This window comes from Kitasatospora sp. NPDC101183 (assembly GCF_044767945.1).
Lineage (GTDB): Bacteria > Actinomycetota > Actinomycetes > Streptomycetales > Streptomycetaceae > Kitasatospora.
Genome location: NZ_JBIWOW010000002.1, coordinates 84,062 through 109,892 on the forward strand (window position 1 = coordinate 84,062; position 25,831 = coordinate 109,892).

At 73.8% G+C, this 25,831-nt stretch carries 27 protein-coding genes and 2 riboswitches; of the genes, 12 read left to right on the forward strand and 15 right to left on the reverse strand.

Annotated features, from left to right (window positions below; all coding sequences use genetic code 11):
- Positions 1 to 33 precede the first annotated feature (33 nt).
- Positions 34 to 1,101: an RNA ligase (ATP) gene (locus tag ACIRRS_RS02530; RefSeq protein ID WP_402963783.1), complete on the reverse strand. Its 1,068-nt coding sequence runs from the start codon at positions 1,099 to 1,101 to the stop codon at positions 34 to 36.
- 334 nt (positions 1,102 to 1,435) lie between these two features.
- Between ACIRRS_RS02530 and modA the strand changes: the two genes are divergently transcribed.
- The 3 genes from modA (at position 1,436) to ACIRRS_RS02545 (ending at position 4,375) form a co-directional block, all read left to right on the forward strand.
- Positions 1,436 to 2,317 carry a molybdate ABC transporter substrate-binding protein gene (gene modA, locus ACIRRS_RS02535; protein WP_402963785.1) on the forward strand — a complete coding sequence of 294 codons (882 nt, stop codon included), beginning with the start codon at positions 1,436 to 1,438 and terminating at the stop codon, positions 2,315 to 2,317.
- Positions 2,314 to 3,195, forward strand: coding sequence for an ABC transporter permease (locus ACIRRS_RS02540; protein ID WP_402963788.1), 882 nt, complete (start codon positions 2,314 to 2,316; stop codon positions 3,193 to 3,195). The genes modA and ACIRRS_RS02540 overlap by 4 nt, the downstream gene beginning before the upstream one ends.
- 85 nt (positions 3,196 to 3,280) lie before the next feature.
- The gene (locus tag ACIRRS_RS02545; protein ID WP_402963791.1) at positions 3,281 to 4,375 is read left to right on the forward strand and encodes an ABC transporter ATP-binding protein; all 1,095 of its coding nucleotides are present in this window, start codon (positions 3,281 to 3,283) and stop codon (positions 4,373 to 4,375) included.
- 166 nt (positions 4,376 to 4,541) lie between these two features.
- Here ACIRRS_RS02545 and ACIRRS_RS02550 read toward each other — a convergent pair whose 3' ends face one another.
- Positions 4,542 to 5,204, reverse strand: coding sequence for a response regulator (locus tag ACIRRS_RS02550; protein WP_402963794.1), 663 nt, complete (start codon positions 5,202 to 5,204; stop codon positions 4,542 to 4,544).
- 44 nt (positions 5,205 to 5,248) lie between these two features.
- Positions 5,249 to 6,448, reverse strand: coding sequence for a sensor histidine kinase (locus ACIRRS_RS02555; protein ID WP_402963796.1), 1,200 nt, complete (start codon positions 6,446 to 6,448; stop codon positions 5,249 to 5,251).
- Between the two features lie 145 nt (positions 6,449 to 6,593).
- Between ACIRRS_RS02555 and ACIRRS_RS02560 the strand changes: the two genes are divergently transcribed.
- The 3 genes from ACIRRS_RS02560 to ACIRRS_RS02570 all read left to right on the forward strand — a co-directional run bounded on the left by ACIRRS_RS02560 (position 6,594) and on the right by ACIRRS_RS02570 (position 9,192).
- Positions 6,594 to 7,529: an ABC transporter ATP-binding protein gene (locus ACIRRS_RS02560; RefSeq protein ID WP_402963799.1), complete on the forward strand. Its 936-nt coding sequence runs from the start codon at positions 6,594 to 6,596 to the stop codon at positions 7,527 to 7,529.
- 16 nt (positions 7,530 to 7,545) lie between these two features.
- Positions 7,546 to 8,289 carry a hypothetical protein gene (locus tag ACIRRS_RS02565; protein WP_402963802.1) on the forward strand — a complete coding sequence of 248 codons (744 nt, stop codon included), beginning with the start codon at positions 7,546 to 7,548 and terminating at the stop codon, positions 8,287 to 8,289.
- A 174-nt stretch (positions 8,290 to 8,463) separates the two neighbouring features.
- Positions 8,464 to 9,192: a hypothetical protein gene (locus ACIRRS_RS02570; protein WP_402963805.1), complete on the forward strand. Its 729-nt coding sequence runs from the start codon at positions 8,464 to 8,466 to the stop codon at positions 9,190 to 9,192.
- 430 nt (positions 9,193 to 9,622) lie between these two features.
- Here the strand turns inward: ACIRRS_RS02570 and ACIRRS_RS02575 are convergent, their stop codons facing one another.
- From ACIRRS_RS02575 to ACIRRS_RS02585, 3 genes are all read right to left on the reverse strand, one after another.
- A complete protein-coding gene (locus ACIRRS_RS02575) occupies positions 9,623 to 10,846 on the reverse strand; it encodes an arylsulfotransferase family protein (RefSeq protein ID WP_402963808.1) in 1,224 nt (407 codons plus the stop codon).
- A gap of 561 nt (positions 10,847 to 11,407) precedes the next feature.
- Entirely contained in the window at positions 11,408 to 11,839 is a 432-nt protein-coding gene (locus tag ACIRRS_RS02580) for a hypothetical protein (protein WP_402963811.1), read from the reverse strand.
- A gap of 43 nt (positions 11,840 to 11,882) precedes the next feature.
- On the reverse strand, positions 11,883 to 13,928 hold the full coding sequence (locus ACIRRS_RS02585) for a hypothetical protein (RefSeq protein ID WP_402963814.1): 2,046 nt from the start codon (positions 13,926 to 13,928) through the stop codon (positions 11,883 to 11,885).
- Between the two features lie 226 nt (positions 13,929 to 14,154).
- A riboswitch (cobalamin riboswitch) is annotated at positions 14,155 to 14,301 on the reverse strand.
- Between the two features lie 47 nt (positions 14,302 to 14,348).
- Positions 14,349 to 14,482: riboswitch (cobalamin riboswitch) on the forward strand.
- 271 nt (positions 14,483 to 14,753) lie between these two features.
- Between ACIRRS_RS02585 and ACIRRS_RS02590 the strand changes: the two genes are divergently transcribed.
- From ACIRRS_RS02590 to ACIRRS_RS02600, 3 genes are all read left to right on the forward strand, one after another.
- Entirely contained in the window at positions 14,754 to 15,194 is a 441-nt protein-coding gene (locus ACIRRS_RS02590) for a hypothetical protein (RefSeq protein ID WP_402963817.1), read from the forward strand.
- Positions 15,195 to 15,217: 23 nt separating this feature from the next.
- Positions 15,218 to 15,457 carry a hypothetical protein gene (locus tag ACIRRS_RS02595; protein ID WP_402963820.1) on the forward strand — a complete coding sequence of 80 codons (240 nt, stop codon included), beginning with the start codon at positions 15,218 to 15,220 and terminating at the stop codon, positions 15,455 to 15,457.
- A 415-nt stretch (positions 15,458 to 15,872) separates the two neighbouring features.
- Entirely contained in the window at positions 15,873 to 16,241 is a 369-nt protein-coding gene (locus ACIRRS_RS02600) for a hypothetical protein (protein ID WP_402963823.1), read from the forward strand.
- Positions 16,242 to 16,315: 74 nt separating this feature from the next.
- On the opposite strand, the gene ACIRRS_RS02605 is transcribed toward ACIRRS_RS02600, so the two are convergent.
- The 3 genes from ACIRRS_RS02605 to ACIRRS_RS02615 all read right to left on the reverse strand — a co-directional run bounded on the left by ACIRRS_RS02605 (position 16,316) and on the right by ACIRRS_RS02615 (position 18,630).
- A complete protein-coding gene (locus tag ACIRRS_RS02605; protein ID WP_402963826.1) occupies positions 16,316 to 17,074 on the reverse strand; it encodes a peptidyl-tRNA hydrolase in 759 nt (252 codons plus the stop codon).
- Positions 17,075 to 17,140: 66 nt separating this feature from the next.
- Positions 17,141 to 17,638: a hypothetical protein gene (locus ACIRRS_RS02610; protein WP_402963829.1), complete on the reverse strand. Its 498-nt coding sequence runs from the start codon at positions 17,636 to 17,638 to the stop codon at positions 17,141 to 17,143.
- Positions 17,639 to 17,682: 44 nt separating this feature from the next.
- Positions 17,683 to 18,630 carry a hypothetical protein gene (locus ACIRRS_RS02615; RefSeq protein ID WP_402963832.1) on the reverse strand — a complete coding sequence of 316 codons (948 nt, stop codon included), beginning with the start codon at positions 18,628 to 18,630 and terminating at the stop codon, positions 17,683 to 17,685.
- Positions 18,631 to 18,755: 125 nt separating this feature from the next.
- On the opposite strand from ACIRRS_RS02615, the gene ACIRRS_RS02620 reads away from it, so the two are divergent.
- Together ACIRRS_RS02620 and ACIRRS_RS02625 are read left to right on the forward strand one after the other, a co-directional pair.
- The gene (locus tag ACIRRS_RS02620; protein ID WP_031065077.1) at positions 18,756 to 19,127 is read left to right on the forward strand and encodes a YbjQ family protein; all 372 of its coding nucleotides are present in this window, start codon (positions 18,756 to 18,758) and stop codon (positions 19,125 to 19,127) included.
- Between the two features lie 128 nt (positions 19,128 to 19,255).
- A complete protein-coding gene (locus tag ACIRRS_RS02625) occupies positions 19,256 to 20,398 on the forward strand; it encodes an NAD(P)-binding domain-containing protein (protein ID WP_402963835.1) in 1,143 nt (380 codons plus the stop codon).
- Here the strand turns inward: ACIRRS_RS02625 and ACIRRS_RS02630 are convergent.
- Positions 20,355 to 20,756: a winged helix-turn-helix transcriptional regulator gene (locus ACIRRS_RS02630; RefSeq protein WP_402963838.1), complete on the reverse strand. Its 402-nt coding sequence runs from the start codon at positions 20,754 to 20,756 to the stop codon at positions 20,355 to 20,357. The genes ACIRRS_RS02625 and ACIRRS_RS02630 overlap by 44 nt on opposite strands.
- 87 nt (positions 20,757 to 20,843) lie before the next feature.
- Here ACIRRS_RS02630 and ACIRRS_RS02635 point away from each other — a divergent pair, with 87 nt between their 5' ends.
- Complete coding sequence (locus ACIRRS_RS02635) at positions 20,844 to 21,740, forward strand: NAD(P)H-binding protein (RefSeq protein WP_402963840.1); 897 nt, start codon at positions 20,844 to 20,846, stop codon at positions 21,738 to 21,740.
- A 7-nt stretch (positions 21,741 to 21,747) separates the two neighbouring features.
- Here ACIRRS_RS02635 and paaE read toward each other — a convergent pair whose 3' ends face one another.
- From paaE to paaA, 5 genes are read right to left on the reverse strand one after another with little or no spacing between them, the layout of a single operon-like run.
- Positions 21,748 to 22,923 carry a 1,2-phenylacetyl-CoA epoxidase subunit PaaE gene (paaE, locus tag ACIRRS_RS02640; RefSeq protein ID WP_402963843.1) on the reverse strand — a complete coding sequence of 392 codons (1,176 nt, stop codon included), beginning with the start codon at positions 22,921 to 22,923 and terminating at the stop codon, positions 21,748 to 21,750.
- Positions 22,924 to 23,496 (reverse strand): 1,2-phenylacetyl-CoA epoxidase subunit PaaD, encoded by a 573-nt coding sequence (gene paaD, locus ACIRRS_RS02645; protein WP_402963846.1) that lies wholly within the window; start codon positions 23,494 to 23,496, stop codon positions 22,924 to 22,926.
- Positions 23,490 to 24,422, reverse strand: coding sequence for a 1,2-phenylacetyl-CoA epoxidase subunit PaaC (gene paaC, locus ACIRRS_RS02650; protein WP_402963849.1), 933 nt, complete (start codon positions 24,420 to 24,422; stop codon positions 23,490 to 23,492). Before paaC ends, paaD begins: the two co-directional genes overlap by 7 nt.
- Positions 24,406 to 24,699, reverse strand: a complete 294-nt coding sequence (paaB, locus tag ACIRRS_RS02655) for a 1,2-phenylacetyl-CoA epoxidase subunit PaaB (protein ID WP_402963852.1) — start codon at positions 24,697 to 24,699, stop codon at positions 24,406 to 24,408. Before paaB ends, paaC begins: the two co-directional genes overlap by 17 nt.
- Positions 24,696 to 25,679: a 1,2-phenylacetyl-CoA epoxidase subunit PaaA gene (gene paaA, locus ACIRRS_RS02660; protein ID WP_402963855.1), complete on the reverse strand. Its 984-nt coding sequence runs from the start codon at positions 25,677 to 25,679 to the stop codon at positions 24,696 to 24,698. Before paaA ends, paaB begins: the two co-directional genes overlap by 4 nt.
- Positions 25,680 to 25,831 lie beyond the last annotated feature (152 nt).

The window sequence follows — 25,831 nt, forward strand, 5'->3', positions numbered from 1 at the left end:
GACGCCTCCCGACGCCTTCCGCCCGCTGCCGCCCTACTCGTACTCGGTGCCGCCCTTGCGCGTCAGGTACGCGTCGCTGACCACCTTGGCGATGGCCCGCGTGCCCAGCAGCGGGCTCCAGCGCTCCGTCACCGGGCGGACCACGACGCCCTCGCGCAGGTGGAGTTCGCGGCCGGAGTGGGCCTCCCTGCCGTCGGCCAGGGCCATCACCGCCTCCCGGTCGAACGGGCCGCGCCACAGCTCGGGCACCAACGGCACGTGCCCGTCCAGCAGTTCGGCGGCGTCCAGCCAGGTCAGCCGCCCGTCGACGACGACCGAGACGTCGAAGGCCGCGTACCCGGGCACGTCCCCGCGCCCGGTGGCGCCGTAGGTGAGGTCCTGCACGCCGTCGCCGAAGACCTCGCCGAAGATCCCGACCCGCTCGGCGCCCAGGCGCTCGGCCAGCCGGGCCGCGACCTCGGGTATGCCGTGGGCGCGGACGGCGCGCCAGTAGAGGTTGCGCTCCGACTCGACCAGCGCCAGCCCCTGCGCGCCGATCCCCTTGGAGGAGACCTGCACCTCACCGGTGGCGGCGGTGTACGTGACGAGGCAGCAGCTGCCGTGCAGCTTCTCGGTGACCACGACCGGCTCGCCCGGCTCGAAGACGTCCGGGTAGCGCTTGAGGTTCTCGATGTCGACCCAGGGCAGCAGGTCGGGGGCGCTGACGGCCTCCCCGCTCATCGACACCGGCACCGGCGGCTGCCACTTGACCACGCCGAGCCGCTCGGCGAAGTCCTCGCCGCTCTCGGCGGCGGCCTCCAGGTCCGCACCGGCCAGGGCGGCGGGCCGGCAGACGATGCCCTGGGAGAGCTCGCCGCGCAGCCGTACCGCCTTGACGCGGTTGGCCCCGGAGCCGGCCAGCCTGCCCGTTAGCCCCAGCTCCTCGATCAACCCGTCCGGGAGGACGGACTGTTCGGGGATGTAGACGGCGTAGTCGCCCGTGCGGTACGCGCCCTTGGCCACCACGGCCCGGTACAGCCCGACCTGCGCGAGCTCCAGGGCATCGGCGTTCGGGTGCTCCAGGACGATCAGCTTCTCGGCGGTGACGCGAAGCGTGGACATGGGACGGACTCCTCCCCTAGGGCTCGGCCGTGACGGATCGTCCGTGCACGGCACGACCGTTCGTGCGTACGGGCGCCGGTACGGATGTACGGGCTGCGCACACTCTCGCTGGCCGGGGCGCCCGGCGCGAGGCAATTTCCCGTGGAGGAGCGGTGGCGGGCGGGCCGGTTTGAGCCTTCCGACAGGCGGGAATGCGGCGGCCTCCACCCTCGCCTGTGCGATGTGACAGGGGACTATTCGCTCGCAGGTGCGGCACTATGATCGCCGACAAGGCCGCAGCCGCGGCGTCGCCGTCCGCGCCCCTTCCGGCGCGCGCCCTGGAGGGGAAGCCCCGATGAGCACCCGCACGCCCGCCCGTACGCCTGCCCGTACGCCCGCCCGTACGCCTGCCCGTACGCCCGCCCGCCGGCTCGTCGTGGCCTGCTCCGCCGTCCTCGCCCTCGGCCTCGGGGCGGCCGCCTGCGGCTCGTCGTCCTCGTCGTCGTCCTCCTCTTCGGCCTCCTCGTCGTCGACGCCGGCCGCGAGCGGGCCCGCGAAGGCCAGCGGCACGGTCACGGTGTTCGCCGCCGCCTCGCTCAAGGAGACCTTCACCGACCTCGGCAAGAAGTTCGAGGCGGCCAACCCCGGCAGCAAGGTCACCTTCAACTTCGGCGGCAGCTCCAGCCTCGCCACCAGCATCAACTCCGGCGCCCCGGCGGACGTGTTCGCCGCCGCCAGCCCCGCCACCATGAAGACCGTCACCGACGCGGGCGGCGCCGGCGGCCAGGCCACCACCTTCGTCAAGAACACGCTCACCATCGCCGTGCCCAAGGGCAACCCCAAGCACGTGGCCGGGCTCAAGGACCTCACCGCCCCCGGCGTGAAGGTCGCCCTCTGCGCGAAGGAGGTGCCCTGCGGCGCCGCCGCCCTCACCGCGCTCAAGGCCGCCGACCTCCAGCTCACCCCCGTCACCCTGGAGCAGGACGTCAAGGGCGCCCTCACCAAGGTCGAACTCGGCGAGGTCGACGCCTCGCTGGTGTACAAGACCGACGTGAAGGCCGATGCTGCGAAGATCGACGGCGTGGACTTCCCCGAGGCCGCCAAGGCCGTCAACGACTACCCGATCGCGGCGCTCGCCAAGGCCCCCAACAAGAACGGCGCCGCCGCCTTCGTCGCGTACATCACCTCGCCCGAGGCCCAGCAGGTGCTGACCGCGGCGGGCTTCCAGGCGCCGTGAAGCCCCGTACGGACGGCGGCCCCGGGAACGGCACCGGGAGCGGCACCGCGGACGACGTCGCGGGGCGCCCGCGGGGGCTGCCGGGGCGGCGTCCGCGCCGGTCCCGTGCCCCGGTGGCGCTGCTGCTCCCGGCGCTGCTCGGGCTCGCGTTCCTGATCCTGCCGCTGGCCGGACTGCTGGTCCGGGCGCCGTGGAGCGGATTGTCCGAGCAGCTCACCAGCGCCGCCGTCTGGGAGGCCCTGCGGCTGTCGCTGGTCAGCGCCACGGCCGCCACGGCGGTCTCGCTCGTCCTCGGCGTGCCGCTGGCCTGGCTGCTCGCCCGCACCGAACTGCCGGGCCGGCGGCTCGTACGGGCGCTCGTCACCCTGCCGCTGGTGCTGCCGCCGGTGGTCGGCGGCGTCGCGCTGCTGCTCGTCCTCGGGCGGCGCGGGATCGTCGGCTCCTGGCTGGACTCGGCGTTCGGCATCACCCTGCCCTTCACCACCGCCGGGGTCGTGATCGCCGAGGCGTTCGTGGCGATGCCGTTCCTGGTGATCAGCGTCGAGGGCGCGCTGCGGGCCGCCGACCCGCGCTACGAGGAGGCCGCCGCGACCCTGGGCGCCTCGCGGCTGACCGCCTTCCGGCGCGTCACCCTGCCGCTGATCGCCCCCGGGATCGCCGCCGGCGCCGTCCTCGCCTGGGCCCGGGCGCTCGGCGAGTTCGGGGCGACGATCACCTTCGCCGGGAACTTCCCCGGCCGCACCCAGACCATGCCGCTGGCGGTGTACCTCGCCATGGAGTCCGACCCGCAGGCCGCGATCGCGCTGTCGCTGGTGCTGCTGGTGGTCTCCGTCGCCGTGCTGGTCGGGCTGCGCGACCGCTGGCTGTCCACGCCGTGACGCCCCGGACACACACCAGACACACCAGACACGCCAGACACGCCAGACACGCCAGACGCCCCCGACGTCCCCGAGGAGCAACCGGATGAGCGCCTCGTCCCCCGCCGTGTCGGACCTGCCGGCCCCGGCCGCGCTGGACGCCCGGCTGGTGGTGGAGCGGCCCGCCTTCACCCTGGACCTCGCGCTCACCGCCTCGCCCGGGGAGGTGGTGGCGCTGCTCGGGCCCAACGGGGCGGGCAAGTCCACCGCGCTGCGCGCCCTCGCCGGGCTGCTCCCCCTCACCGGGGGGAACCTCAGCCTGGACGGGCGGCTGCTGGAGGCCCCCGCACGGCGACTGCGCGTGCCCGCGGAAGAACGGCCGGTCGGGGTCGTGTTCCAGGACTACCTGCTGTTCCCGCACCTCAGCGCCCTCGACAACGTCGCCTTCGGGCCGCGCTGCCAGGGGCGGCCCAAGCGCGAGGCCCGGGCGGAGGCGGCGGCCTGGCTGGAGCGCCTCGGCCTCTCCGGGCACGCCTCCGTCCGGCCCGGGCGGCTCTCCGGCGGGCAGGCGCAGCGGGTCGCGCTCGCCCGGGCGCTGGCGGTGCGGCCCCGACTGCTGCTGCTCGACGAGCCGCTGGCCGCCCTGGACGCCCGCACCCGCCTGGACGTACGGGCCGAACTGCGGCGCCACCTCGCCGAGTTCGAGGCGGTGGCGGTGCTGGTGACGCACGACCCGCTGGACGCGATGGTGCTGGCCGACCGGCTGGTGGTGATCGAGGGCGGGCGCGAGGTGCAGTCCGGCAGCCCGTCGGAGATCGCGCGGCGGCCGCGCACCGACTACATCGCCCGACTGGTGGGCCTCAACCTGTACCAGGGCGTCGCCGAGGGGGCGCAGGTCACGTTGCAGGACGGCACGGTGCTCGCCACCACGGAGGACCTGACCGGCCCCGCGTTCGTCGCCTTCCCGCCCTCCGCCGTCACCCTCTACCGGGAACGGCCGCAGACCAGCGCCCGCAACCTGTGGCGGGCCGAGGTCACCGGCCTCGACCTCCACGGCGACCAGGTGCGCGCCGACCTCACCGGCCCGCTGCCGATGGCCGCCGACCTCACGGCGGCGTCGGTCGCGGACCTGCGGCTGGCGCCGGGGGTGGAGGTCTGGGCCTCGGTGAAGGCGACGCAGACGCACGCGTACCCGGCGTGACGGGTGGCGCGGCGGCGAACAGATCACAGAAAACAGCGAACGGATCACAGCTGACGAAATCTGTCATCTGTTCGCTGTCGATTGAAATCTGTTCGCTGTTCGCTGACATCTGTTCCCTGTCAGCTGTTACCCGTCCGCCGTCCGCAGGCAGGCGGCAGGCGGCACCTCAGTCCACCGAGGGCCCGACGAAGCCCGACTCGTACGCGGCGATCACCGCCTGCGTGCGGTCCCGGGCGCCGAGCTTGCCCAGCACGCTGCTCACGTGCGTCTTCACCGTCTGCACGCCGAGGAACAGCCGCTCGGCGATCTCTCCGTTGCTCAGGCCGCCCGCGACCAGCCGCAGCACCTCCGCCTCGCGCTCGGTCAGGGCCGCCCGGGCCATCGCGGCCCGAGCCTGCGGATTGCCGTGCCCGGCCGACAGCCGCCGGATCGCGGCCGGGAACAGCAGCGACTCGCCCGACGCCACCAGCCGTACGGCGTGGGCGATTTCGGCGGGCCGGGAGCGCTTGAGCAGGAAGCCGTCCGCCCCGGCGCGCAGCGCCTCGTAGACGTAGTCGTCGTTCTCGAAGGTGGTGACGACGAGGATCTTGGGCGGCCGCTCCCCCGGCGGCCCCGGGCGCAGCAGTTCGCGGGTGGCCGCCAGGCCGTCCAGCACCGGCATCCGGACGTCCATGAGCACCACGTCCGGGCGCAGCGACCGGGCGAGCGCGAGGGCCTCGGCGCCGTCCGCTGCCTCGCCGACCACCGTCAGGTCGGGCTGCGCCTCCAGGACGGCCCTGATGCCGAGGCGGACCAGTTCCTCGTCGTCGGCGAGCAGGATCGTGGTCATGGCGGTGTGGTCTCCCCTCCGGTCGGTCCGGTCGTGGTCGGCGGTCATGAGCCCAGGCGCAGCGGCAGGCTCACGTCGAGCACCCACCGCCCGCCGTCCTCGGCGCGGGGCCCGGCCGCGGCGCGCCCGCCGAGCAGGGTGGCGCGCTCGCGGATGCCGCGCAGCCCCTTGCCGCCCTTGCCCGCACCGGAGTTGCCGTGCGCTCTCGCCGAACTTCCACCGCCCGGAAGCCGGTTGGAGCAGAGCAGCTCCAACCACCCTTCCCTGACGGCGATCCGGACCTCGACGGGCTCCCCCGGCGCGTACTTGAGCGCGTTGGTGACACCCTCCTGCACGATCCGGTAGGACTCGCGGGAGAGCAGCCCTGGCAGCGCGCCCTCGGCGACCTCGATCCGCGCGTCGACGGGGCTCCCGGCGGCGCGGGCAGTGTCGAAGAGCGCGGGCAGCTGCCCGAGGCCGGGCCGCTCGGTGGCCGCGCCGCCCGCGTCGGGCGGGGTCTCGCGCAGCAGGACGAGGGTGCGTTCGAGGTCCTCCATGGCCCGGCGCCCGGTCTCCTCGATGACTTCGAGCGCCCGGGCGGCGAACGCCGGATCGCCGACCTCGCGCGCCGCCCCGGCCTGGACGACCGTGACCGTCAGGGCGTGGCCGATGGAGTCGTGCAGCTCGCGGGCCAGCCGGTTGCGCTCCAGCAGCCGTTCGGCGCGCAGCTCCGCCTCCGCCAGCCGCTCGGCCGGGGACGGGCCCAACAGGGTGACGGCCATGGCGAGTTGGAGGTGCCCGGCCGCGATGACCAGCCAGCCGCAGCCGAGCAGCACCAGCGGGGCGAACGGCAGCCGCCACCACCCGCCGGCCCCGGTCAGCAGCTCGTACCCGGCGGGCAGGCCGAAGGCCAGCCCGAAGCCGACCGCCGAGCCGAGCACCACCCGCCCGATCAGCCAGCCCGCCGTGCGCCGCCGGTCCGCCCAACTCCGGGACGGCTCCGTCGCGATGTCCTCCTCGCGCTCGGGGACGAGCAGCAGCCGCGCCTGCACCCCCTCCGCCCGCCGCGCCGCCGGCACCAGCGCGACCAGGGCGAGCAGCAGGACGTCCACCGCGATGCTCGCCGTGAGGATCTCCCCGATCCCCTTGCGGTACGTGCCGGGGTAGACCATCAGCACCACGCCCGCGAAGATCCAGCCGACCAGCAGGTGCAGCAGTCGCGCGTACGTGGCGCCGGCCAGCAGCGGCGCGATGATCCTGGGCATGCGACCCATCCTGCCAGCTCAGCGGCCCCTCGCGGCTCCCTCCCGAGAGGGAGGCCGGTCCCCGCCCCGGCGGGATCCGCGTGCCCGGCCGGCTCCGGTGGACTGTCACCGACGGACGACGGGGCGAGTGCGAAGGAGTGCGAGTGTGATCGAGATCCGGGGTCTGACCAAGGCGTACGACGGGCGGCGCGTCGTCGACGACCTGTCCTTCGACGTCCGGCCGGGCCTGGTGACCGGCTTCCTCGGCCCGAACGGCGCCGGCAAGAGCACCACCCTGCGCCTGCTCCTCGGCCTCGACCGGCCCACCGCCGGGCACGCCCTGGTCGACGGCCGCCCGTACGCCGAACTCGACCACCCGCTACGGCGGGTGGGATCCCTGCTGGACGCCCACGCCCTGCACGGCGGGCGGACGGCGCGCGGCCACCTGCGCTGGCTGGCCGCGAGCAACGGCCTGCCGGAGCGCCGGGTCGGCGAGGTGCTCGACCAGGTCGGCCTGACGGACGCCGCCGGGCGTCGCGTACGCGGCTTCTCCCTCGGCATGCGCCAGCGCCTCGGGGTGGCCGCGGCCCTGCTCGGCGACCCGCCGGCGCTGCTGCTGGACGAGCCGGTCAACGGCCTGGACCCGGAGGGCATCCGCTGGATCCGCACCCTGCTGCGCCAACTCGCCGCCGAGGGAAGGTCGGTGCTCGTCTCCTCCCACCTGATGACCGAAATGGCGCTCACCGCCGACCACTTGGTGGTCATCGGACGCGGCCGGCTGCTCGCGGACGCGGGCACCTCGGAGTTCCTCGACCGTCACGGCCGCACCCGCGTGCGCGTACGCGCCGTCGACCGGGGCAAGTTGGCGGCTCTGTTCGGCAGCGCCGGCCGCGCCGGCCACGGCCTGGAGGCCGCCCCTGCCGAGGACGGCGCCTGGGAGGTGACGGGCGCGCCGCCCGAGCGGATCGCGGCGCTCGCCGCCGAGCACGGCGTGGTGCTGTACGAAATCGCCGTCCAGCAGGACTCGTTGGAGGAGGCCTTCATGCGGATGACCGCCGACAGCGTCGAGTACCGGGCCGCCGACGCGGCCGTCCGAGCCTAGAACCGGGAGCACCGACATGCGTCCGACCGCCGACGCCCTGCGCGCCGAACGGATCAAGTTCACCACCCTGCCCTCGCAGTGGGCGGCGCCGCTGGTCGCGCTGACCCTGACCGTGGGCATCACCACCGCCGTGAACGCCTCGTACAGGGGCGACGGCCGCTCCTTCGACGCGGACCCGGGGCTGGCGGTCTACTACGGCCTGCTGTTCGGCCACGTCGCGGTGGCCTGCCTCGGAATCCTGCTGATCGGCCAGGAGTTCAACACCCGGATGATCGGCACCTCGCTGACCGCCGTCCCCCGCCGCGCCCGGCTGTACGGCGCCAAGCTCGCCCTCGGCGCCGGCGTGGGCCTGCTGCTCGGCCTGGCCACCGCCACCGGCTGCTTCCTCGCCGTCGCCTCCACCGCCGGCCTGGACCTGTCCACTCCGGGCCTGGCGCGCAGCTTCGTCGCGGGCGCGCTCTACCACCCGCTGCTGGTCCTGCTCTGCCTCGGACTGACCGCCGTGCTGGGCAACTTCAGCGCCGCCCTCGGCATGATCGCCCCCATGGTCTTCCTCGGCACCACCTGGCTGGCCGCGATCCCCGGCGTGCGCGAAGTGGGACAGTTCCTCCCCGACCGCGCGGGCCTGTACGCGACCCACCTCCAGGCGGACCCGGACATCCACTACGGCCACTGGACCGGCCTGCTGATCATGGCCCTGTGGACGGCCGCAGCGGTGTACGGCGGCCTGCGCGCGATCCGCCGCCGCGAGATCGCCTGACGACGAACGGCGAACAACGAACGGCGATGTCCTGTCTCAGTGAAGGTGAATCACGGTAAGGCTGTGACCAGCGATGGTTCAGATTGAGTGAGACGCGGCATCGGTCGTCGTCTCACTCAACGTGATACCTGAGGGCCCTGGGCCTCACGTTCGGTGGTGCGATTCAATGCCCGGATGGCCAACTGGGCAGATGTGTACGACTGTCACTTCGACACCGATCGCGTTCCCGTGCTCCTGGAGCGCGTGGAGGGGGGTGAGGACGATGCCGATGCGTGGGAGGAACTGGGATACCGGCTGATCCTCGAACATGACTTGGTGTCGGCTGCCAGCTTCGTTGCGCTGCCGCGCCTTGTACGCCTCGCGTCGGGCAATGCGTCGGCGCGTCGGCTGGCCGGCGAGATCCTCGAACGTGCGGCGGGACAACACGGCTACGACGACCTGTTCGTGGACTGCGCGGACGCGGCCTCAGAGTTTCGGGAGCTGCTGGACAGGCACCTCCGATCGCGGCCGGCCGACTACCTCGCAACCTTCCGTGCGCTGCTCGCAACCGAGGAGCAGTTCCATTGGGCGGCTGTCTTGGGGGACTTCACCGACGACTTCTACCTTGTGGACTGCCCCCACTGTGCTGTGGAGGTGACGATCGCCATCGGTGGATACGGGCGTTACTCGGCGGTCCGGGACTGGAATCTGGGAGACGTGAACCGGCGTGACCTGCGACCGGGGTCCCCGGATGATCTTTCCGGCATTGGCCGGTGGATGCATGGGATCGCCGTCCGCGACGGGAAAGACCTGCTCTCTGATGGGATCGCCCATCTTTTCGGCGATGCGGAGTGCCCGACCTGCGCCTGCGTGTTCAACGTTGCGAACGAATACACCTTCGCCAACCGCCCGGTTCTGAGGTGAGGGGCGCTTCTGGCTCGACGTCGGCTGCTTCGGCGGTTCGCGAGAGGTGAGCGTCCATCCGTTTGACCAGGTTGACGAGGGCGTAACGCAGCCAGCGGCCGGCCACATCACCTCAAGCGGCCCGCGACGCATCTTCCCGCGCGGATCGGCGTACTCCAGGCAGAAGTCTCCCGCCTCCACCAGCCACCCTCTGCTCGGCGCTGACCTGGCAGAGGGACCGTGGAGGACAGGCTAGAGCTCCAGGTCAGGAAGACTGAGACAGATCAAAACTTGGCCGAGGTTGACTGAGACACGTGGCCACTTGGTGCAGATCGGCTGAGACTGGCCCAGCTTCACTGAGACGGGGCAGATGAACAGCAGACAGAAAACAGATAACAGATAACGGCGAACGGATGACAGATGATGAAATCTGTCATCCGTTCGCCGTCTCTCACTTCCAGTCGAACCGGTAGGCCCGGTAGCTGTTCACGCCGTCGGGGAAGCGGGCGTTGAACAGCAGGTCACCGGAGCGGCTGAACTCGGAGACGTAGGGCTGCGATCCCCAGCCGACGACGAGGTCGCCGTTGCGCAGCGTCTGCGCGTTGCCCTGCGAGGAGGCGCTGAGCTCGTCGGGCTGGTCGACGGAGTCCACCAGGGTCGCCTCGTGCGTCCTGAAGTCCAGGCGCACGGTGACCACCCGGCTGTACGGCAGCTGCGAGACCACTCCGGTCCCGGTGTTCGCCCTGCCCGCGGCCTCGTTGTCGAAGACGGTGTACAGGCCGTTCCCGAGCGGCTGCGGGTCGTGCTGCCAGGCGAAGATCTTCCCGGCGTCGTTCAGCACCTGGCCCGGCCCGGCGGTCAGCTTGAACGAGCTCGCCTTGCCGCCGAGTTGCCACAGGATCTCGCCGGTGCGCTGCGACACCTCGTACGTGGTCCACGTGTTGCGCGCGTCGACGAGCAGCCTCCCCCTGCCGTCCGGCTTGACGGCGTTGATGTGGAACCAGTCCCACGGCGTGCCCGCCGAGGCGGGCAGCGGCTGCTCGCTCTGCCCGTACGGCACGTGGTCGGCGCTGTTCCACTCGAACAGGACCCTGCCCGTACGGATGTCGATCTCCTGCACGATTCCGTTGATCACCTTCTGGTTCGCCGGACCGCCGATGGAGGTGAGGTCGGCGGTGGCCTCGGCATAGGCGAGGACGAGCGCGGTGTCGCGGGGCGTGATCAGGAACTCGTGGCCGTCGGCGGAGTAGCCGTTCCCGGCCTTGACCTCGGCGATCTTCCGGTACTGGTCGTCGTAGACGTAGTTGACGCCGCTGGCGAGCCCGCCGAGGCCGGTGCCCTCCCACCAGGTCAGCACCGGCTTTCCCCGGTAGGTCTGCTTCCGGAAGTCGGCGGCCTCCTGGCCCGCCGGAACGGCGTGCGACCAGACGACCTCCCCGCCGTCGGGGCTGAGGATCTCGACGCCGCTGGCGTACTGGCCGGTGGTGGAGTTCGGCGAGACGAAGATGTCCCCGTCGCCGGCCCCCGGCTCGTCGGCGAGGACGGTCAGCGGCGGTAGCGGCGGCAGTGCCGGGCCGCCCGGCTCCGCCGCCGCGGCGCCCGCCGGCAGCGTGCCGGCGAGGGCGGCGACGACCGTGACGGCCAGCATCCGAAGGGTCAGGAAGCTCTTTCGCATGGCGATCCTCACGTGGGATCCGAAGCGGATCAGGAGTGGTGGCGGACGGGCCGGGCGCAGGGAAGGGCGCAGCGAGAGGGACGTCAACCACGGCCGCACGAGGGCGGGTTGACGCCGCGCAGGAATGCCCCAGCCCGGCGGAGCGGGCGCGGTCGGACGGGGCGGGACTCGCGGAAGGCGGAGGCGCTCAGCGGGCGCGACAGGCAGCGGAACAGACCCGCAGGAGGTCGATGTGACCGCGGGTCGTCAGGGCGATGGGGCGCTGCTGCATGCCGTGGAAGCTAGCCGCGCGGGACCGCGACCGTCAACGCGCCCCCGCCCCGCGGACACGGCGGTGCACACGATTGAGATCCGGTGAGATCCGGCGAGACCCCGACGACACGACGGGCAACGTTCTCCGCCCTTCCGAACAGGCCGACACCCCATCTCTGCCACCTGCCACCTGCCACCTGCCACCGAAGAGCCGAGGTGCCGAAGTGCCGAAGTGCCGAAGTGCCGAAACGCCGAAGGGCGGCTCGCGGTACGCGAGGATGCCCCTGCGTACCGCGAACCGCCCTCGTCTCACGACGGGTAGTACACCTGCCAGGCGGAGCCCTCCTGGACCAGCTTCACCACGAAGGCCGGGTCGGGAGCGGAGTCCGCCTTGCGGGTCCTGCAGTGCGCGCTGTCAGGCGACGCGCCGGCGGTCCTGGACGGGCTCCGGTCGACGCAGAGCGTGCCGGAGAGGGTCACCGTCGCGCGCTTGCCGTTCGCCACGACCGCGGCGACCCGCAGGTCCCGGGCCTGGGTGGCCCCCGCCGACATCTCTGCCGCGATCACCCGGAAGGCGCCGAGCGCGGTCGGGTCGACCAGGGGCTCGGCCTCCTTGCTCCGGCCGTTGAACAGGCGGTCGGTGTACGCGACGGCCACCGAGCCGGCGTCGCCGTGGCGGACGGACGAGCCGGCGTCGGAGCCGGAGCAGCCGGTGAGCGCGCCGAGCAGGCTCAGTGCCACGGTGGGCCCCAGCAGGGCTCGGCGCAGGGCGGACCGTACGGCGTTAGTTGCTGTGGCCGTAGTCGTGCCAGTTGTGGAAGTGGACAAGGTTGCTGCAGCCTCCCTTGACACTGTTGTTGTGCCCCCAGGTGTAAGTGCCGTCGGCGTTGCCGGTGACGCGCGGGTTGAGGTAGAAGACGGCGGTGGAGGTGTCGAAGCCACAGGCCGCGACGGCCGCGACGCCGAAGATGCGGATCAGAATCTCCTCGAAGTCGTCATTGCGGAACGTCTCGTTGACGCTGTAGTTGACCCAGGTCGAGCTGACCCCGAGGTTGTTGTTCTGCAGCCCGCTCTTCGACCAGCCGTCGTACTTGAACGCGTAGTCGTAGGCGTAGCCGGAGTAGCCGGAACCGAGGATGAAGCCCTGCCCGCGGGCGTAGGTGAGGTTGACGGACAGTGAGGTGATCGTGATGAAGAGCGGGTCGATGTAGGCCGACTTGTCGTACGCCTGGATGTAGGCCGTGTTGGGCACGCCCCCCGCCGGCGAGGGGGCAGCCAGCGAGGGGGCAGCCGCCGCGGCAACTGCCGGGGCGGGCCCGGGCGGCAGCTGCTGGACGGTTGCCGGGACCGGGGTCGGGGTGGTGCCGCCGGTCACGGCCGGGGTCAGGGTGGCGATGGCGTCCGCCGACAGCGAGCCGTGGACGAGCGTGCGCTGGCAGGTCGTCGGGTTGTAGGTGGCGACCTCGTTGTAGACGTCGCCGGAGTTCTCCACGGCGGCCGAGGAGCTGGAGAAGAGGCAGGTGCCGTCGGACTGCATGGCGCCGGACTCCGCGACCGTGGTGAGGTCCGGCATGTTCAGCCCGTAGGCGAAGACGTTGTTGTAGCGGATCGTGCCGTCCGGATCGACCGAGATCGGCAGCCGGGTCCCGGTGTACCAGCCTTCGAGGTCCACCAGGAGGTTGATCGGCGAGGTGCCGTTGTTCTTGACGTTGATGCTGCCGTCACCGCTGATCGGCACGTTCGACAGCGTGGAGTAGGCCTGGTCCCCGCCGCTGAAGCTGGCGGCGGCGCCCAGCGGCAGCGGCCGGTCGGAGGCGCCGACGGCCAGGCTGCCGGAGGCCGCCGAGCTCACCCGGAAGTTCAGCGCCGCGGCCAGCAGGCTGTTGCCGACCGCCGGGGCGCCGCCGATGCCCGCGACCGGCACCTTGACGGTGGCCCCGGCCGCGATGGTGGCGCCCTTGCTGTCGTAGATCGAACCGGCGGCGGGCGTGAACGCGCCGAGGGTCGCCGTCGGGGTGAAGTAGCCCAGCACCTGGATCATCACGTTGATCTGGACGGCGCCCGTGCCGCCGCCGTAGTACAGGTCGAACTTCCCGGTCTGGTTGTTGACGCTGATGATCGTGCCCATGGAGACCGGGCGGGACTCGCTGAAGGCGATCTGGTTGTCGGGCTTGGTGCCACCGTCCGGGTAGGGCGTGAACCATCCGCTCCCGCCGGGGCGGGTCGGGTTGACGTAGATGTTCGCGAAGATCGCCGACACCGGGGTGGGGAGCTTCGGGACGTTCACCACACTGGTCTGGTTGGGATTGAGCGGGATCGGCGGCAGGCCGGTTCCGCCGGTCATGGTGTTGGCCGCGATGTACGGGGTGACCGGCACGTAGCCGCCCGGGGCCGTGGTGGTGCCGCTGGTGTAGTAGCCCTGGAGGTCGACGAAGACGACGACGTTCGGTGCCACGGTCTCCAGCGAGATGCTCCCGTTGGCCCCGACCGCGACCACCGCGCTGTTCGACGTGGTGCCGAAGCCCTGGTAGTGCACGGCCAGGAACGAGGGATGGGCCGGGTCGTCCGGTGCCGCGTAGATGTCGGTCTCCGGGCCGGCCGCCACGTTCAGGGTCACGCTGACCGCCGAGACACCCGAGGTCGGTATGCCGAGTTGGCCGAGCACGGGGAAGGAGCGCCAGGAGGCCGGCGGCAGGACGGTCGAGCCGAGGCGGCCGTTGGCGGGCACGAAGAGGCCCGCCGTGCCGGTCGCGCCGGTGCCGGTCCCCGTGTCGGCGAAGGACGGGGCCGTCATGCCGACCAGGCTGACGAAGGTGACGAGGGCCGCCAACAGGGCGAGTAGGCGGCTGCGCCGTCGGCGTGGCCGAGGCGGCAGAAGCTGGGACACGGAGGCTCCAGGGGTCGGTGGGTACGTGAAGTCCCCGCAGACCGCCGACGGAACCGTCCACGCCGATGGGCCCGTTCACCCCGGCGCACCCCTGCGCGCAGCGACACCGCGCAGAACTCGCCGGACGGGCTTCCAGAGCGCGCCGCAGTCCTCGACGGCTGTCTGCTGGGGGTGGGACACGAGCACAGGTGGTCCGACTCGTCCGCCTGGCGGCGGACCTACGGTTGCGGGTCAGTGCCGGAGTTCGACCGGCTTTCCCCGTGCTCGGGCGTGGAACTGGAGCATCAGACCACGAACCAACTTGGAGCGTCAACGGCAATTCCCGTTTGCTGGGAGCTCGTTGACGTGAGGTCAGTTGCTGTGGTCAGATCAAAGAAATAATGAGGACACCTTCCGCAGTCCAGGGGAAGCCGGTCAGACTCCGGCACTGACCCGCAACCGTAGGTCCGCCCACCGGCGGACGAGTCGGACCACCTGCGCCGAAGTCGCTTCACCACCGGCGCCGTCGAGGTCTGCGGCGCGGATCGGACGGGACGCCCGGCACCGCGCACGGGTGGGCCCGCCGTCCGAGCGGCCCTTCATCGGCCGACAGGGAGTCACCGATGAACCCACGCCCGGACCTCACCGGCCGATACGGCCGGTACGGCCGCAGAACGCGCGGCCTCGGGCGGCCCGGACCTGGTCAGGGGCACGGCCTACCTCCTCGCCCCGGCGAACCTGGTCGGCGGCCACTCCTACGAGCAGTTCCCCACCTACGCGGACTTCGGGATGACCGTCGACGGCGCCTTCGCGCTCGCGGCCACCGGGGGCGACGGCACGGCACCGCGCGGCATCGCCGACTTCTTCGACCGGCACCAGGCGGACGCCTCGGGCTCGACCGCCGACGACTGCACCGGGATCGGGACCGTCTACGCCGGCGGTGGCGCGATGGCCAATGAGGCCCTGCTCGCCCAGGTGGTCGGCCGCGACCCTCGCGCGTTCGGGGGCCACGACCTGATCGCCGGGCTCGACGGGACGGTCTGCACCGCGGTCAGCAAGGCGCCGGACACCAACTGCCCGGCCGTGGGCGCCTCCATGAACTCACCGTCGGTCTTCTCGCGGGCGCTCGGCATCATGGCCGAAATGCGGGCCGGGAACGCCAGGAGCGCGGCAGCGCCCGTCAGTTACCTGGAAAGCCAGGAGACCGCCGCCGCGGGTGGCCGAGCCTGATCCCCGCGAGCGGCGGCACGGACGTGGACAGCACCGCGATGGCCGTGATGGCACCGGCCCTCGTGCCGAACGACCCGACGGCCACCGCCGCGGTGCACCCCGGGGTGGCCTGGATCACCGCGCAGCAGAAGGCCGACGGGGGCTTCCCCGGCGGCGCCTGGTCCTACAGCGAACTCGGCGCCGCCGGCTACCACCCGGCCCCCGGCGACGTGGAGGGCTGGGCCTTCGGTGCGGGCGGCCGGCCGAGCGTCACCGCGCCGTAGCACCGCGCCGTAGCACCGACCCGGTGCGCGCGCCGCTGCGGACGACCCGCGGCGGCGCGCCCTCGGTGGGCAGCGCCGTCAGCGTCATCGGCATGATCAGGAGGGGGCCGATGCGACGGGTGGTCGGCGAACCGGCTTCCGGCCCAGCGGGCCGCACCGGTTGTCGCGGAGCCTTGACAGCGTGTCACAGTCCGAGAACCTGATGCCGCACTCCAGGGACGCGAGGGACACGGCCATGCCATGGGTTGACGAGAGTGGGCGCCACCGGGGTTTCCCGGCGGCGATGTTGGCGGACGGCAGCGAGCCGGCGCCGTTGCCGGACGGGCGCACCACGTGGTGGCTCTACAACGGTGCGGACGGTCCTCGGGCCGCTGCGGTACGCGGTGGTTGCCACTGCGGCTGGCGGGGTGAGCGGGTGCACCTGCTGGACTTCGGTGACGACCGGGCGACCGAGGCGGTGGGCGAGGCCACCGGGCCGTTCGCGGACTGGGAGTGGCACGTCGACCTGGCCGAGGGTGTGGTGCCGCGCGAGGTCGAGGACCTGGTCGCGGCCTTGGTTGACCGGATCTGCGACCTGACGGAGAGCAGGCCCTACGCCGCCGCCCGTGCGGCCGCCCGGTTCGAGCGCGCCGCCGGTTCGACCGCGCTGCTGGCCGGCCGCAAGGCCCGCAGCAGCATGATGACCTGGGAGTACATCGGCCGCGCCTTCGGCTGCGGGCCCCAGGCGGCGCTGGAGCGGTTCGGCGAGACGCTACCCGACGTCGACCTGGGCGGCGAGGCGTAGGTCGTCGGCCTTCCCCCGTCGCTCAGGCGGCCGGAGGCGGGCGCCGATCGGCCGTCCGCAGCCCCGGGCCGGCATCACGCGCGCCGCAGGCCCGGGGTGTCGCAGTAGCGCGTGCCGCCCTCGAAGGCGACGGTCGGGCCGGGGGCGATCTCGGTGAAGCCCGCGTCGTGGACGACGGGCAGGTCGCTCGCGAGCAGGTCCGCCCACTGGTCCGGGGCGGCCGTGCGCACCGCGAGGGGGAAGCCGGCCTCGGCCCAGTCCTTGCGACGGGCGTCGTCCAGACGCCACCAGGCGAGCTGGGCGGCGTGGCCGGTCTGGGCCATGGTCTTGCCGGCGCTCATCTCCAGGTCCGGGTTGAGCCACAGGACGGGCAGGCCCGGGTCGGGGGCGCCGGGGTCGGCTGTCTCCTCGAGGTCCGTGCCGGAGACCTGCAGCTTGGCGAGGTCCTTGGGCCAGCCGTCCAGCGGGATCGGCGGGAAGACGCGGACCTCCGCCTCCCGCCCGGTCACCGTGAGGCCGGGGAGCTCGCCCGCCCGGCGCCACTCGCCGCCCCGGGCGCGGCGGACCACCTTGCGGATCCGGGCGTCCTCCCAGGCCGCGACCCGCTGCGCCCACTCCCCGTCCGCCTCCGTCGCCCGGGGGTCGGAGAGCAGGGTCAGCACCGCCCGCGCCGAGGTCTCCAGCGCGTCCGTGCGCCCGGGCGGCGTCGCCTTCTCCAGGCGGACGACGAGCGGCAGCACGTACTGGGGCAGCTCGTCGCGGTCGTCGGAAGCTGAGTCGGAACCGGAGTCGGGGCGGGCGTCGGGGGCGGGGGTGTCGAACGCAGAGGTCACCCGACCAGCATGCCAGGGCCCGCGACCCGCGCCGCCCCCGCCCCGGCCCGCCCCGGCGCCCGGCCGTCAGCGCAGACGCCGGCGCAGCTCGTCGACGGCGGAGCGGATGCCCGCGCCGTAGGCGTCCCCGGGCAGGGCGTCGAGGCTGCGCACCGCCCGTTCCAGCTGCTCCCGGGCGAGGTCCGGCTCGCCGAGCTTGAGGTGGTCGGAGGCGAGGTTGAGGTGCAGCGACGGGTAGAAGGCCCGCACCTGGAGGGCGGACTCGTACGTCCGGGCCCGCTCGGCGGCGGCCAGGGCGCGCCGGTCCCACTCCAGTTCCTCGCGCGGGTCGTCCTGGAGGTCCGCCAGGTAGTGCGCGAGCACGCAGCGGTGGAGCACGTCGCCCTCGCCGAGAGCCTCCCACAGCGCCTCGAATCCGGCCCGCTCCTCGGCCGGGCGCCCGCCCTGCGCGGCCCGTACGGCGTCCAGCCCGAGCCCGATCCGGGCGAGCGCCGCGTCCTGCGCCGACTCCTCCACGGACCCCTGCGTTCCGGACTGTTCGGATGGTTCGGACGGTTCGGACATGCCGGCAGCCTAGCCGCCGCAGAGGCCGCCCGCCCGTGTGCCCGTCAGCGCCGGTAGCCGCGCTGCGGGTCCCGCTCCTCCGCGTCCTCGTACATCAGGAACCACCCCTCGGGGTGCGTCGCCGCGAGCAGCACCTCGGTGCGCTGCTCGGCGGCCAGCTCCGGGTCCCCGTCGTCCGGGCCGTAGACGCCGAAGAGCTCGTCGTGGCAGCCGTCCCAGTCGTAGTCGTAGAGGTCGGCCGGGAGGTCGCCCATCATGTCGGCCACGGACTCGGGCTGGGCGCCGAGCAGGGCTCGGGCGTCCAGCAGGGCCATCCGCAGGGCGATCTCCTCGGCGAGGCAGCGCGGGAGCGGCCACTCGCCGAGGGCGAGGTCGTCGGCGAGGTCGTCGAAGGCCCGGGACATGGCGCGGCGCCAGGAGCGGTGGAGGGTCCAGGTGCGCCGGGGCAGGCGGGGGAAGACCGTCCAGTCGGCGTCGTCCTCGTCGGCGACGGGGTCGTCGCCGTGCTCCTCCAGGTCGTCGTACGCGGCGTCGGCGAGGCCGAGGAGCTGGGCGTGGAGCAGGCAGGCGGTGCGCGGGGTGAGGGTCCAGTCGGCTCCGGCGCCGCCCTCCTCCTCGTCGCCCTCCAGCGGGAAGAGCTCGGCGAAGTCCGGCGTGAAGTCCTCGGTGACGCTGATCTCCAGCGTGCCGCCGGTGGCCTCGACGCCGGGGACGGCCGCCACCAGCCGGTCCGGGTGCAGCAGGGCGCCGAGCGCCGCGTTGGCGTCCTCGGAGACCTCGCGCAGCAGTTCGCGGCGCTGCCCGGCCGGGTCGACGCCGCCGAAGTCCATGTCCTCGACGGCCCGGATCGCGGCGGCCCGCAGCGCCGGCCAGTCGGTGATCCGCAGGCCCAGCACCACCGTCGCCTCGACCTCGGGCGCGCCCGAGTCGCCGGAGTCGCCCGGGTGCTCCGCCGCGCCCGGCCCCTGTGGATGATCGCTTCGCTCGCCCATGGGGCTACGGTACGGCCTTTCGGGCGTCCGATCACCGGTCGGGACGGGGTCGCGGGAGGCTTCTCGGCCACGGCCCGGCCGTGCCGGTGTCACCCGGACGCACGCCACAGGGCAGGATGGGGCCCATGGCAGACATCAACGAGTACGGCGGCGGGCAGCACCCGAACGCAGACGTCCTGGTCGTGACCACCAACGACGTCCCCGGCTACAAGGTCGACCACATCATCGGCGAGGTCTTCGGCCTGACGGTGCGCAGCCGCCACATCGGCAGCCAGATCGGTGCGGGCCTCAAGTCGCTGATCGGCGGTGAGCTGCGCGGTCTGACGAAGACCCTGGTCGAGAGCCGCAACGAGGCGATGCAGCGGCTGATCGAGCAGACCAAGGCGCGCGGTGGCAACGCCGTCCTGATGATGCGCTTCGACGTGACGGAGGCGGCGGACGTGGGCACCGAGGTCTGCGCCTACGGCACGGCCGCGGTGATCTCCCGCACCGCCTGACCCTCCCCGGGCCCGACGCGCACGGCACGCCCGGCACGCCCGACGCGCACGGCCCCGCGCGGCCCGGCGGGAACATCCGCCGGGCCGCTGCCGTTGGACCCGATATGACTGTTCAAGGTTCAACGACCTTGCCGGGCGGCGGCGGGGACACCGGCGCGACGGTGGACGTCGCCACGGTGGACGTCGTCGTGATCGGCGCCGGCCAGGCGGGCCTGTCCGCCGCGTACCACCTGCGCCGGCGCGGCTTCGCCCCGTACCGGCCGGGCGACGGCGGGGGCCCGGGCACCGGCGGCTTCGTGGTGCTGGACGCGGGCGCGGCGCCCGGCGGGGCCTGGGCGCACCGCTCGCCCTCGCTGCGGATGGCCACCGTGCACGGCTTCCACGACCTCCCGGACGCCGAACTGCCGCCGCCCGACCCCGGGGCGCCCGCGCGCGAGGTCGTGCCGGGGTACTTCGCGGCGTACGAGGCCCGGCACGCGCTCCCGGTCGTGCGCCCCGTCGTGGTGCACGCCGTGCGCGCCGAGTCCGAGCACCCCGACGCGCGGCTGCTGGTGGAGACCGACCGGGGCGTCTGGTCCACCCGCGCGCTGATCAACGCGACCGGCACCTGGACGCGCCCCTTCCTGCCCCACTACCCGGGCCGCTTCGCCGGGCGCCAGCTGCACTACGCCGACTACCGGGGGCCCGAGGAGTTCGCGGGCAGGCGCGTGCTGGTGGTGGGCGGCGGTGCCTCGGCGATCCAGGTGCTCTCCGAGGTGGCGGCGGTGGGCGGGACGGTCTGGGCCACCCGGTCCGAACCCGTGTACCACGAGGGGCCGTTCACCCCGGAGTACGGGCGCGCGGTGGTGGCCGAGGTGGAGGAGCGCGTCCGGCAGGGGCTGCCGGTGCGCAGCGTGGTGAGCGTGACGGGCCTGGGCCCCTCCGTCGCCTACCGGCAGGCCGAGGAGCTGGGCGCGCTGCACCGGCGCCCGATGTTCGACCGGCTCACCGAGCACGGCGCCGTCTGGGGCGAGGAGGAGGTGCCCGTGGACGCGATCGTGTGGGCGACGGGCTTCCGCCCCGAGGTCGGCCACCTCGCCCCGCTCGGCCTGCGCTCCCCCGGCGGCGGCATCGCCCTGACCGGCACCCGCGCCACCGCCGACCTCCGGGTGCACCTGGTCGGCTACGGCCCGTCCGCCAGCACCATCGGCGCCAACCGGGCGGGCCGGGCCGCCGTCAACGACCTGGTCAAGCTGCTCGGGGACCCGGAGCGGGCGCCCGTTCCGGCGTGAGCGCCTCCGCCGTCCCCACGGCGGCGGCGAGGTGCGCCACCGCCTCGTGCAGCGAGCGGCCGAGCGTGGTGAGCGCGTACTCGACGCGGTAGGGCGCCTCGCCACGGGCCGTACGGCTGACGTAGCCCTCCTCCTCCAGGGCGCGCAGGCAGCGGGTCAGCATCCGGCGGCTGAGGTCGGCCACCGCCCGGTCCAACTCGTTGTACCCGTACGGCCGTTCGGCGAGCAGGCTGAGCAGCAGGACGCTCCAGCGGTCCCCGAGGCGGTGGAGGACGGCCGTCGCCGGGCAGGCGCGGCGGTCCTCGGCGCGGACGGGCCCGTCGGGCGGCGGAAGCGGCGGGGGTTCGGCAGTGGACACGGATGTTCCTTCTTTCGGCAGGCCGTTCACCCGGCCCATGATCGACCCCGGGATGCACCAACCACCGCGCCGAGCCGAGGAGTTCACATGTTCGCCATCACCGGGGCCTCCGGCCGACTGGGCCGGCTCGCCCTCGCCGCCCTGCTGGAGCGCGTCGATCCGGCCGAGGTGGTGGCCCTTTCCCGCACCCCTCGGGCCGCCGCCGATCTGCCACACGTCCGTCGGCGTGCCGCCGACTTCGCCGACCCGTCCGCCCTGCCCGCCGCCTTCGACGGGGTCCGCCGGCTGCTGCTGGTCAGCACCGACCGCACACCCGGGCGGCTCGCGCTGCACCGGGCGGCCGTCGCGGCGGCAGCGGCGGCCGGGGTGGAGCACGTCGTCTACACCTCGGTCGTCCGGGCGGCCGAGGCCGGCAACCCCGTCCCCGAGGCGCGGGACCACGGCCTCACCGAGGCACTGCTCACCGACTCCGGCCTCGCGCACACCGTGCTGCGGGTGAACGTGTGGCCGGAGATGCTGCTGCTGTCCGGCCTCGCCCGACTGGCCGTCGCGGCGGGCGAGTTGCCGAGCGGCGCGGGCGCGGGGCGGGTCGGCTACGTGACCCGCCCGGACACCGCGCGGGCCGCCGCCGCGCTCCTGGCCGGAGACGGCGGCCTGGCCGGGGGGAGGGGCGAACCGCCCGGCCGCGTCCTGGACCTCACCGGCCCGGGCCTGACGGACGCCGAGGTGGCGGCCGCGCTCGCCGGGGCCACCGGGCGCCCGGTGCGGCACCGGCCGGTGGCCGACGAGGAGGTCGCCGGGGCGCTCACCGCCCTCGGTGTGCCGACGGCCCTGGCCGCCGCCTGGGGCGAGAACGACCCGTTCCGGCGGGCGGGCTGGTTCGACGTCCCCGACGGCGGCGCCGCGCGGGCCCTGCTCGGGCGGGAACCCGTGGGCCTGGCGGAGTTCTTCGCCGCGCACCGCCGTGAACTCCTGGGCGGCTGAGGCAGGTTCAGCGGTCGTAGTCGACCGTCACCTTGTCGGTGACCGGGCGGGCCTGGCAGGTGAGGACGTACCCGGCGGCGAGCTCCTTCTCCTCCAGCGCGAAGTTGCGCCGCATCTCCACCTCGCCCTCGACGACCAGGGCGCGGCAGGTGCCGCAGACGCCGCCCTTGCAGGCGAAGGGCAGGTCGGGGCGGGAGCGCTGGGCGCCGTCGAGGATCGAGCGGTCGCGCGGGAGCGTGAGGGTGGAGCCGCGCCCGTCGAGGACGAGGGTGACCTCGCTGCGCGCGCCCTCCCCGGCCTCCCCGTCGGCGTCGGCCCCGTCCCAGGCCCCGTCCCAGGCCTCGTCGCGTTCGGCGAGCGGCTCGTCCTCGGCGTGGAAGAGCTCCTGGTGCACCCGCGCGGCGGGCACCCCGAGGTCGGCGAGCAGGTCCTTCGCGGCGGCGACCATGCCGAAGGGCCCGCACAGCCACCAGTGCCCGACGGCGGGGACGTCCACCAGCGCGGCCAGCAGGGCGCGGACCCGCTCGGCGTCCAGGCGGCCGCTGAGCAGTTCGGCGTCCCTGGTCTCGCGGGAGAGGACGTGGACCAGCTGGAAGCGGCCCAGGTACCGGTCCTTGAGGTCGGCCAGCTCGTCGGCGAACATCACGGTGTCGCTGCGCCGGTTGCCGTACAGCAGGGTGACGGTGGAGCGGCGGTCGGCGTCCAGCACGGAGGCGGCGATCGACAGCATCGGGGTGATGCCGGAGCCGGCGGCGAGCAGGACGTGGTCGGCGGGGACGGCGAGGTCGGGGGTGAACAGGCCGCCGGGGGTGAGCACCTCCACCTCCTCTCCGGGCCTGGCCTCGTGCACCAGCCAGCGGGAGAACAGGCCGCCGGGCACCTCGCGCACGGCGATCCGCAGGGGGCCGCCCGCGGGGGCGCAGATCGAGTACGAGCGGCGCTCGTCGACGCCGTCCACCACCTTGCGCAGTGTCAGGGTCTGCCCGGGCCGGAAGGCGTACGCGGCCGCGAGCGCCTGCGGCACGGCGAAGGTCACGGCGACGGCGTCCTCGCACAGGCGCTCCACGGCCTCGATGCCCAGCCGGTGGAACACGGGGCGGCGGGCGGCGGCGGGCGCTTCGTCGGCTGCCCGGACGGCGGAGGAGGAGGCTGCGGCTGCGGAAGCGGCGGAGGCGGCGGGCATTCAGATCTCCTTGACGCGTTCGAAGGGCTCCCGGCAGGAGCGGCAGCGCCAGAGCGCCTTGCAGGCGGTGGAGCCGAAGCGGGACAGCTCCTCGGTGTCCTCGGCGCCGCAGAGCGGGCAGGGCACGGGGGGCGCCCCGGTCGAGGTGCGGACGGGGCCGAGGGTGAGCGGGACGGGGCCCCGCGCCGAAACTCCCGCAGCCCCCGCAGCCGCGCCCGGGCGCGGCGGGGCGATGCCCGCCTCGGCGAGCTTGCGGCGGCCCTCGGCGGTGATCATGTCCGTGGACCACGGCGGGTCCAGCCGCAGCCGCACCCGTACGTCCCGGTAGCCGGCGGCGCGCAGCCGGCGGTCCACGTCGGCGGCCATCTCGGCGACGGCCGGGCAGCCGGAGTAGGTCGGGGTCAGCCAGGCGGTGGCGCTGCCCGCCGCGCCGTCCTCCTCAACCTCGGCGAGGACGCCGAGGTCGGCCAGGGTGAGCATGGGCAGCTCCGGGTCCGGCACGGCGGCGGCGACGGCCCAGGCCCGGCCGGTCCCGGAAGGCGCGGCGGGCACGGTGCGTGCGGCGGTCACCACGTCGCCCCCGGGTGGGCGCGGGCCACCACCTGCAGCTCGGCGAGCAGCGGGCCGAGGGCCTCGGTGTGCACGCCGTCCCGGCCGGCGCGGCCGAGCACGGTGGCCAGTGGCGGCACGTCGGGCACGGTGAGCCCGGCCTCGGCGAGGACGGCGGCCAGCGAGCGCAGCACCGGCTCGCGCAGCGTCTCCGGGTCCGGGCCGGCGGCGCGCACCTCGGCGGGGTGCGCGGTGAACAGCTCCTCCAGCAGCGGCCAGACCGCCTCCAGGCCGGCCTGCATCCGCCGCGCCGAGTACTCGGTGCCGTCACCCAGGCGCAGCGTCCAGGCGGTGGCGTACTCGCGGTGGTAGGCCAGCTCCTTGACGCCCCGGGCGGCGACGGAGGCCAGCACCGGGTCGGGGTGGGCGGCCAGCGCCTCGTACAGCGCGCCCCGGGCGGTGGAGAACAGCAGCAGCCGGGCGACGGTGTGCGCGAAGTCCCCGTTGGGGGCCTCGGCCAGGCGGACGTTGCGGAACTCGTGCTCCTCGCGCCAGTAGGCGAGGTCGTCCTCGGTGCGGCCGGTGCCGTCGGCCTGGCCGGCGCGGGTGAGCAGCAGGCGGGCCTGGCCGAGGAGGTCGAGGCCGAGGTTGGCGAGGGCGACCTCCTCCTCCAGTTCGGGGGCCCGGGTGCACCACTCGATCAGCCGCTGGGCGAGGACGAGGGCGTCGTCGCCGAGCATCAGGCAGTAGGCGGCGAGGTCGGCACCGTCGACGCCGGCCGGCAGGGCGGTGTCCACGCCGAGCAGCGGGTCGGCGAAGCCCGTCCCGTAGGCCCAGCGGCCCTCGCCCTCGGGGCCGGGGGTGGCCTCGGCGAGGCTCAGGTAGACGTGGTCGTCCGCGTCGGTGGTGTGGTCGGGCACGGTGGCTCCCCCGTCAGATGTGCGGGACATCCTCGGGGATGTCGTAGAAGGTCGGGTGGCGGTAGACCTTGTCGCCGCTGGGCTCGAAGAACGGGTCGCGCTCGTCCGGGGTGGAGGCGGTGATCGCGTCCGAGCGGACGACCCACAGGCTCACGCCCTCGTTGCGGCGGGTGTAGAGGTCGCGGGCGGCGAGCAGGGCCATGCGGTCGTCGGAGGCGTGCAGCGAGCCGACGTGGACGTGGTTGAGGCCCCGGCGGGGGCGCACGAACACCTCGTACAGCGGCCAGCCGGCCTTGGGCGCGGTCACTTCTGGTCCTCCTCTTCGGCGGCGGTCTGTTCGGCGGCGCGCTTGGCCGCGTACGCGACGGCGGCCTCGCGCACCCAGGCGCCCTCCTCGTGGGCGGTGCGGCGGCGCTCGACGCGCTGGGCGTTGCAGGGGCCCTGGCCCTTGATCACCCTCATGAGCTCGGACCAGTCCGGCTCGCCGAAGTCCCAGCCGCCGCGCTCCTCGTTCCAGCGCAGTTCGGGGTCGGGGAGGGTGACGCCCAGGTGCTCCGCCTGCGGGACGGACATGTCGACGAAGCGCTGCCGCAGCTCGTCGTTGGTGTGGCGCTTGATCCGCCAGGCCATCGAGCGGGCGGTGTTCGGGGACTCGGCGTCGGAGGGGCCGAACATCATCAGGGAGGGCCACCACCAGCGGTCCACCGCGTCCTGGACCATCCGGCGCTGGGCCTCGGTGCCGCGCATGAGCGTCATCAGCAGCTCGTAGCCCTGGCGCTGGTGGAAGGACTCCTCCTTGCAGATCCGCACCATGGCGCGGGCGTAGGGGCCGTAGCTGCAGCGGCACAGCGGGACCTGGTTGCAGATCGCGGCGCCGTCCACCAGCCAGCCGATCACGCCGACGTCGGCGAAGGTGAGGGTGGGGTAGTTGAAGATCGAGGAGTACTTCTGGCGGCCGCTGATCAGCTTCTCGGTGAGCTCGGCGCGGTCGACGCCGAGGGTCTCGGCGGCGGCGTAGAGGTAGAGGCCGTGGCCGGCCTCGTCCTGGGCCTTGGCGAGCAGGATCGCCTTGCGGCGCAGGGAGGGGGCGCGGGTGAGCCAGTTGCCCTCGGGCTGCATGCCGATGATCTCGGAGTGGGCGTGCTGGGCGATCTGGCGCACCAGCGTGGCCCGGTAGGCGTCGGGCATCCAGTCCCGGGGCTCGATGCGCTGCCCGGCGGCGATCACCGCCTCGAACGCGTCCTCCGGCGTCCGCGCGGGGACGGCCTCGGCCACCTCTGCTGTCACCACGGTCCCCTCTCGTACCCGCTCGCGGCTCGGCCCGGCGTGCTCCGCCGGGGCGCCGACCGACTGACCGTTCGGTCGGTACCATTCTGCGCGGCGGGGCGGGGGGATGGCAAGGCGCTTCCGTGGGGTGGACGGGCGGGGGCCTGTCGCGG

Bases quoted from the DNA above. Each gene is read 5' to 3' on its own strand.
- ACIRRS_RS02530 (WP_402963783.1), bottom strand. From the start codon at position 1,101: ATGTCCACGCTTCGCGTCACCGCCGAGAAGCTGATCGTCCTGGAGCAC.
- modA (WP_402963785.1), top strand. From the start codon at position 1,436: ATGAGCACCCGCACGCCCGCCCGTACGCCTGCCCGTACGCCCGCCCGT.
- ACIRRS_RS02545 (WP_402963791.1), top strand. From the start codon at position 3,281: ATGAGCGCCTCGTCCCCCGCCGTGTCGGACCTGCCGGCCCCGGCCGCG.
- ACIRRS_RS02550 (WP_402963794.1), bottom strand. From the start codon at position 5,204: ATGACCACGATCCTGCTCGCCGACGACGAGGAACTGGTCCGCCTCGGC.
- ACIRRS_RS02555 (WP_402963796.1), bottom strand. From the start codon at position 6,448: ATGCCCAGGATCATCGCGCCGCTGCTGGCCGGCGCCACGTACGCGCGA.
- ACIRRS_RS02565 (WP_402963802.1), top strand. From the start codon at position 7,546: ATGCGTCCGACCGCCGACGCCCTGCGCGCCGAACGGATCAAGTTCACC.
- ACIRRS_RS02570 (WP_402963805.1), top strand. From the start codon at position 8,464: ATGGCCAACTGGGCAGATGTGTACGACTGTCACTTCGACACCGATCGC.
- ACIRRS_RS02575 (WP_402963808.1), bottom strand. From the start codon at position 10,846: ATGCGAAAGAGCTTCCTGACCCTTCGGATGCTGGCCGTCACGGTCGTC.
- ACIRRS_RS02590 (WP_402963817.1), top strand. From the start codon at position 14,754: ATGACCGTCGACGGCGCCTTCGCGCTCGCGGCCACCGGGGGCGACGGC.
- ACIRRS_RS02610 (WP_402963829.1), bottom strand. From the start codon at position 17,638: ATGTCCGAACCGTCCGAACCATCCGAACAGTCCGGAACGCAGGGGTCC.
- ACIRRS_RS02615 (WP_402963832.1), bottom strand. From the start codon at position 18,630: ATGGGCGAGCGAAGCGATCATCCACAGGGGCCGGGCGCGGCGGAGCAC.
- ACIRRS_RS02620 (WP_031065077.1), top strand. From the start codon at position 18,756: ATGGCAGACATCAACGAGTACGGCGGCGGGCAGCACCCGAACGCAGAC.
- ACIRRS_RS02635 (WP_402963840.1), top strand. From the start codon at position 20,844: ATGTTCGCCATCACCGGGGCCTCCGGCCGACTGGGCCGGCTCGCCCTC.
- paaE (WP_402963843.1), bottom strand. From the start codon at position 22,923: ATGCCCGCCGCCTCCGCCGCTTCCGCAGCCGCAGCCTCCTCCTCCGCC.
- paaC (WP_402963849.1), bottom strand. From the start codon at position 24,422: ATGTCCCGCACATCTGACGGGGGAGCCACCGTGCCCGACCACACCACC.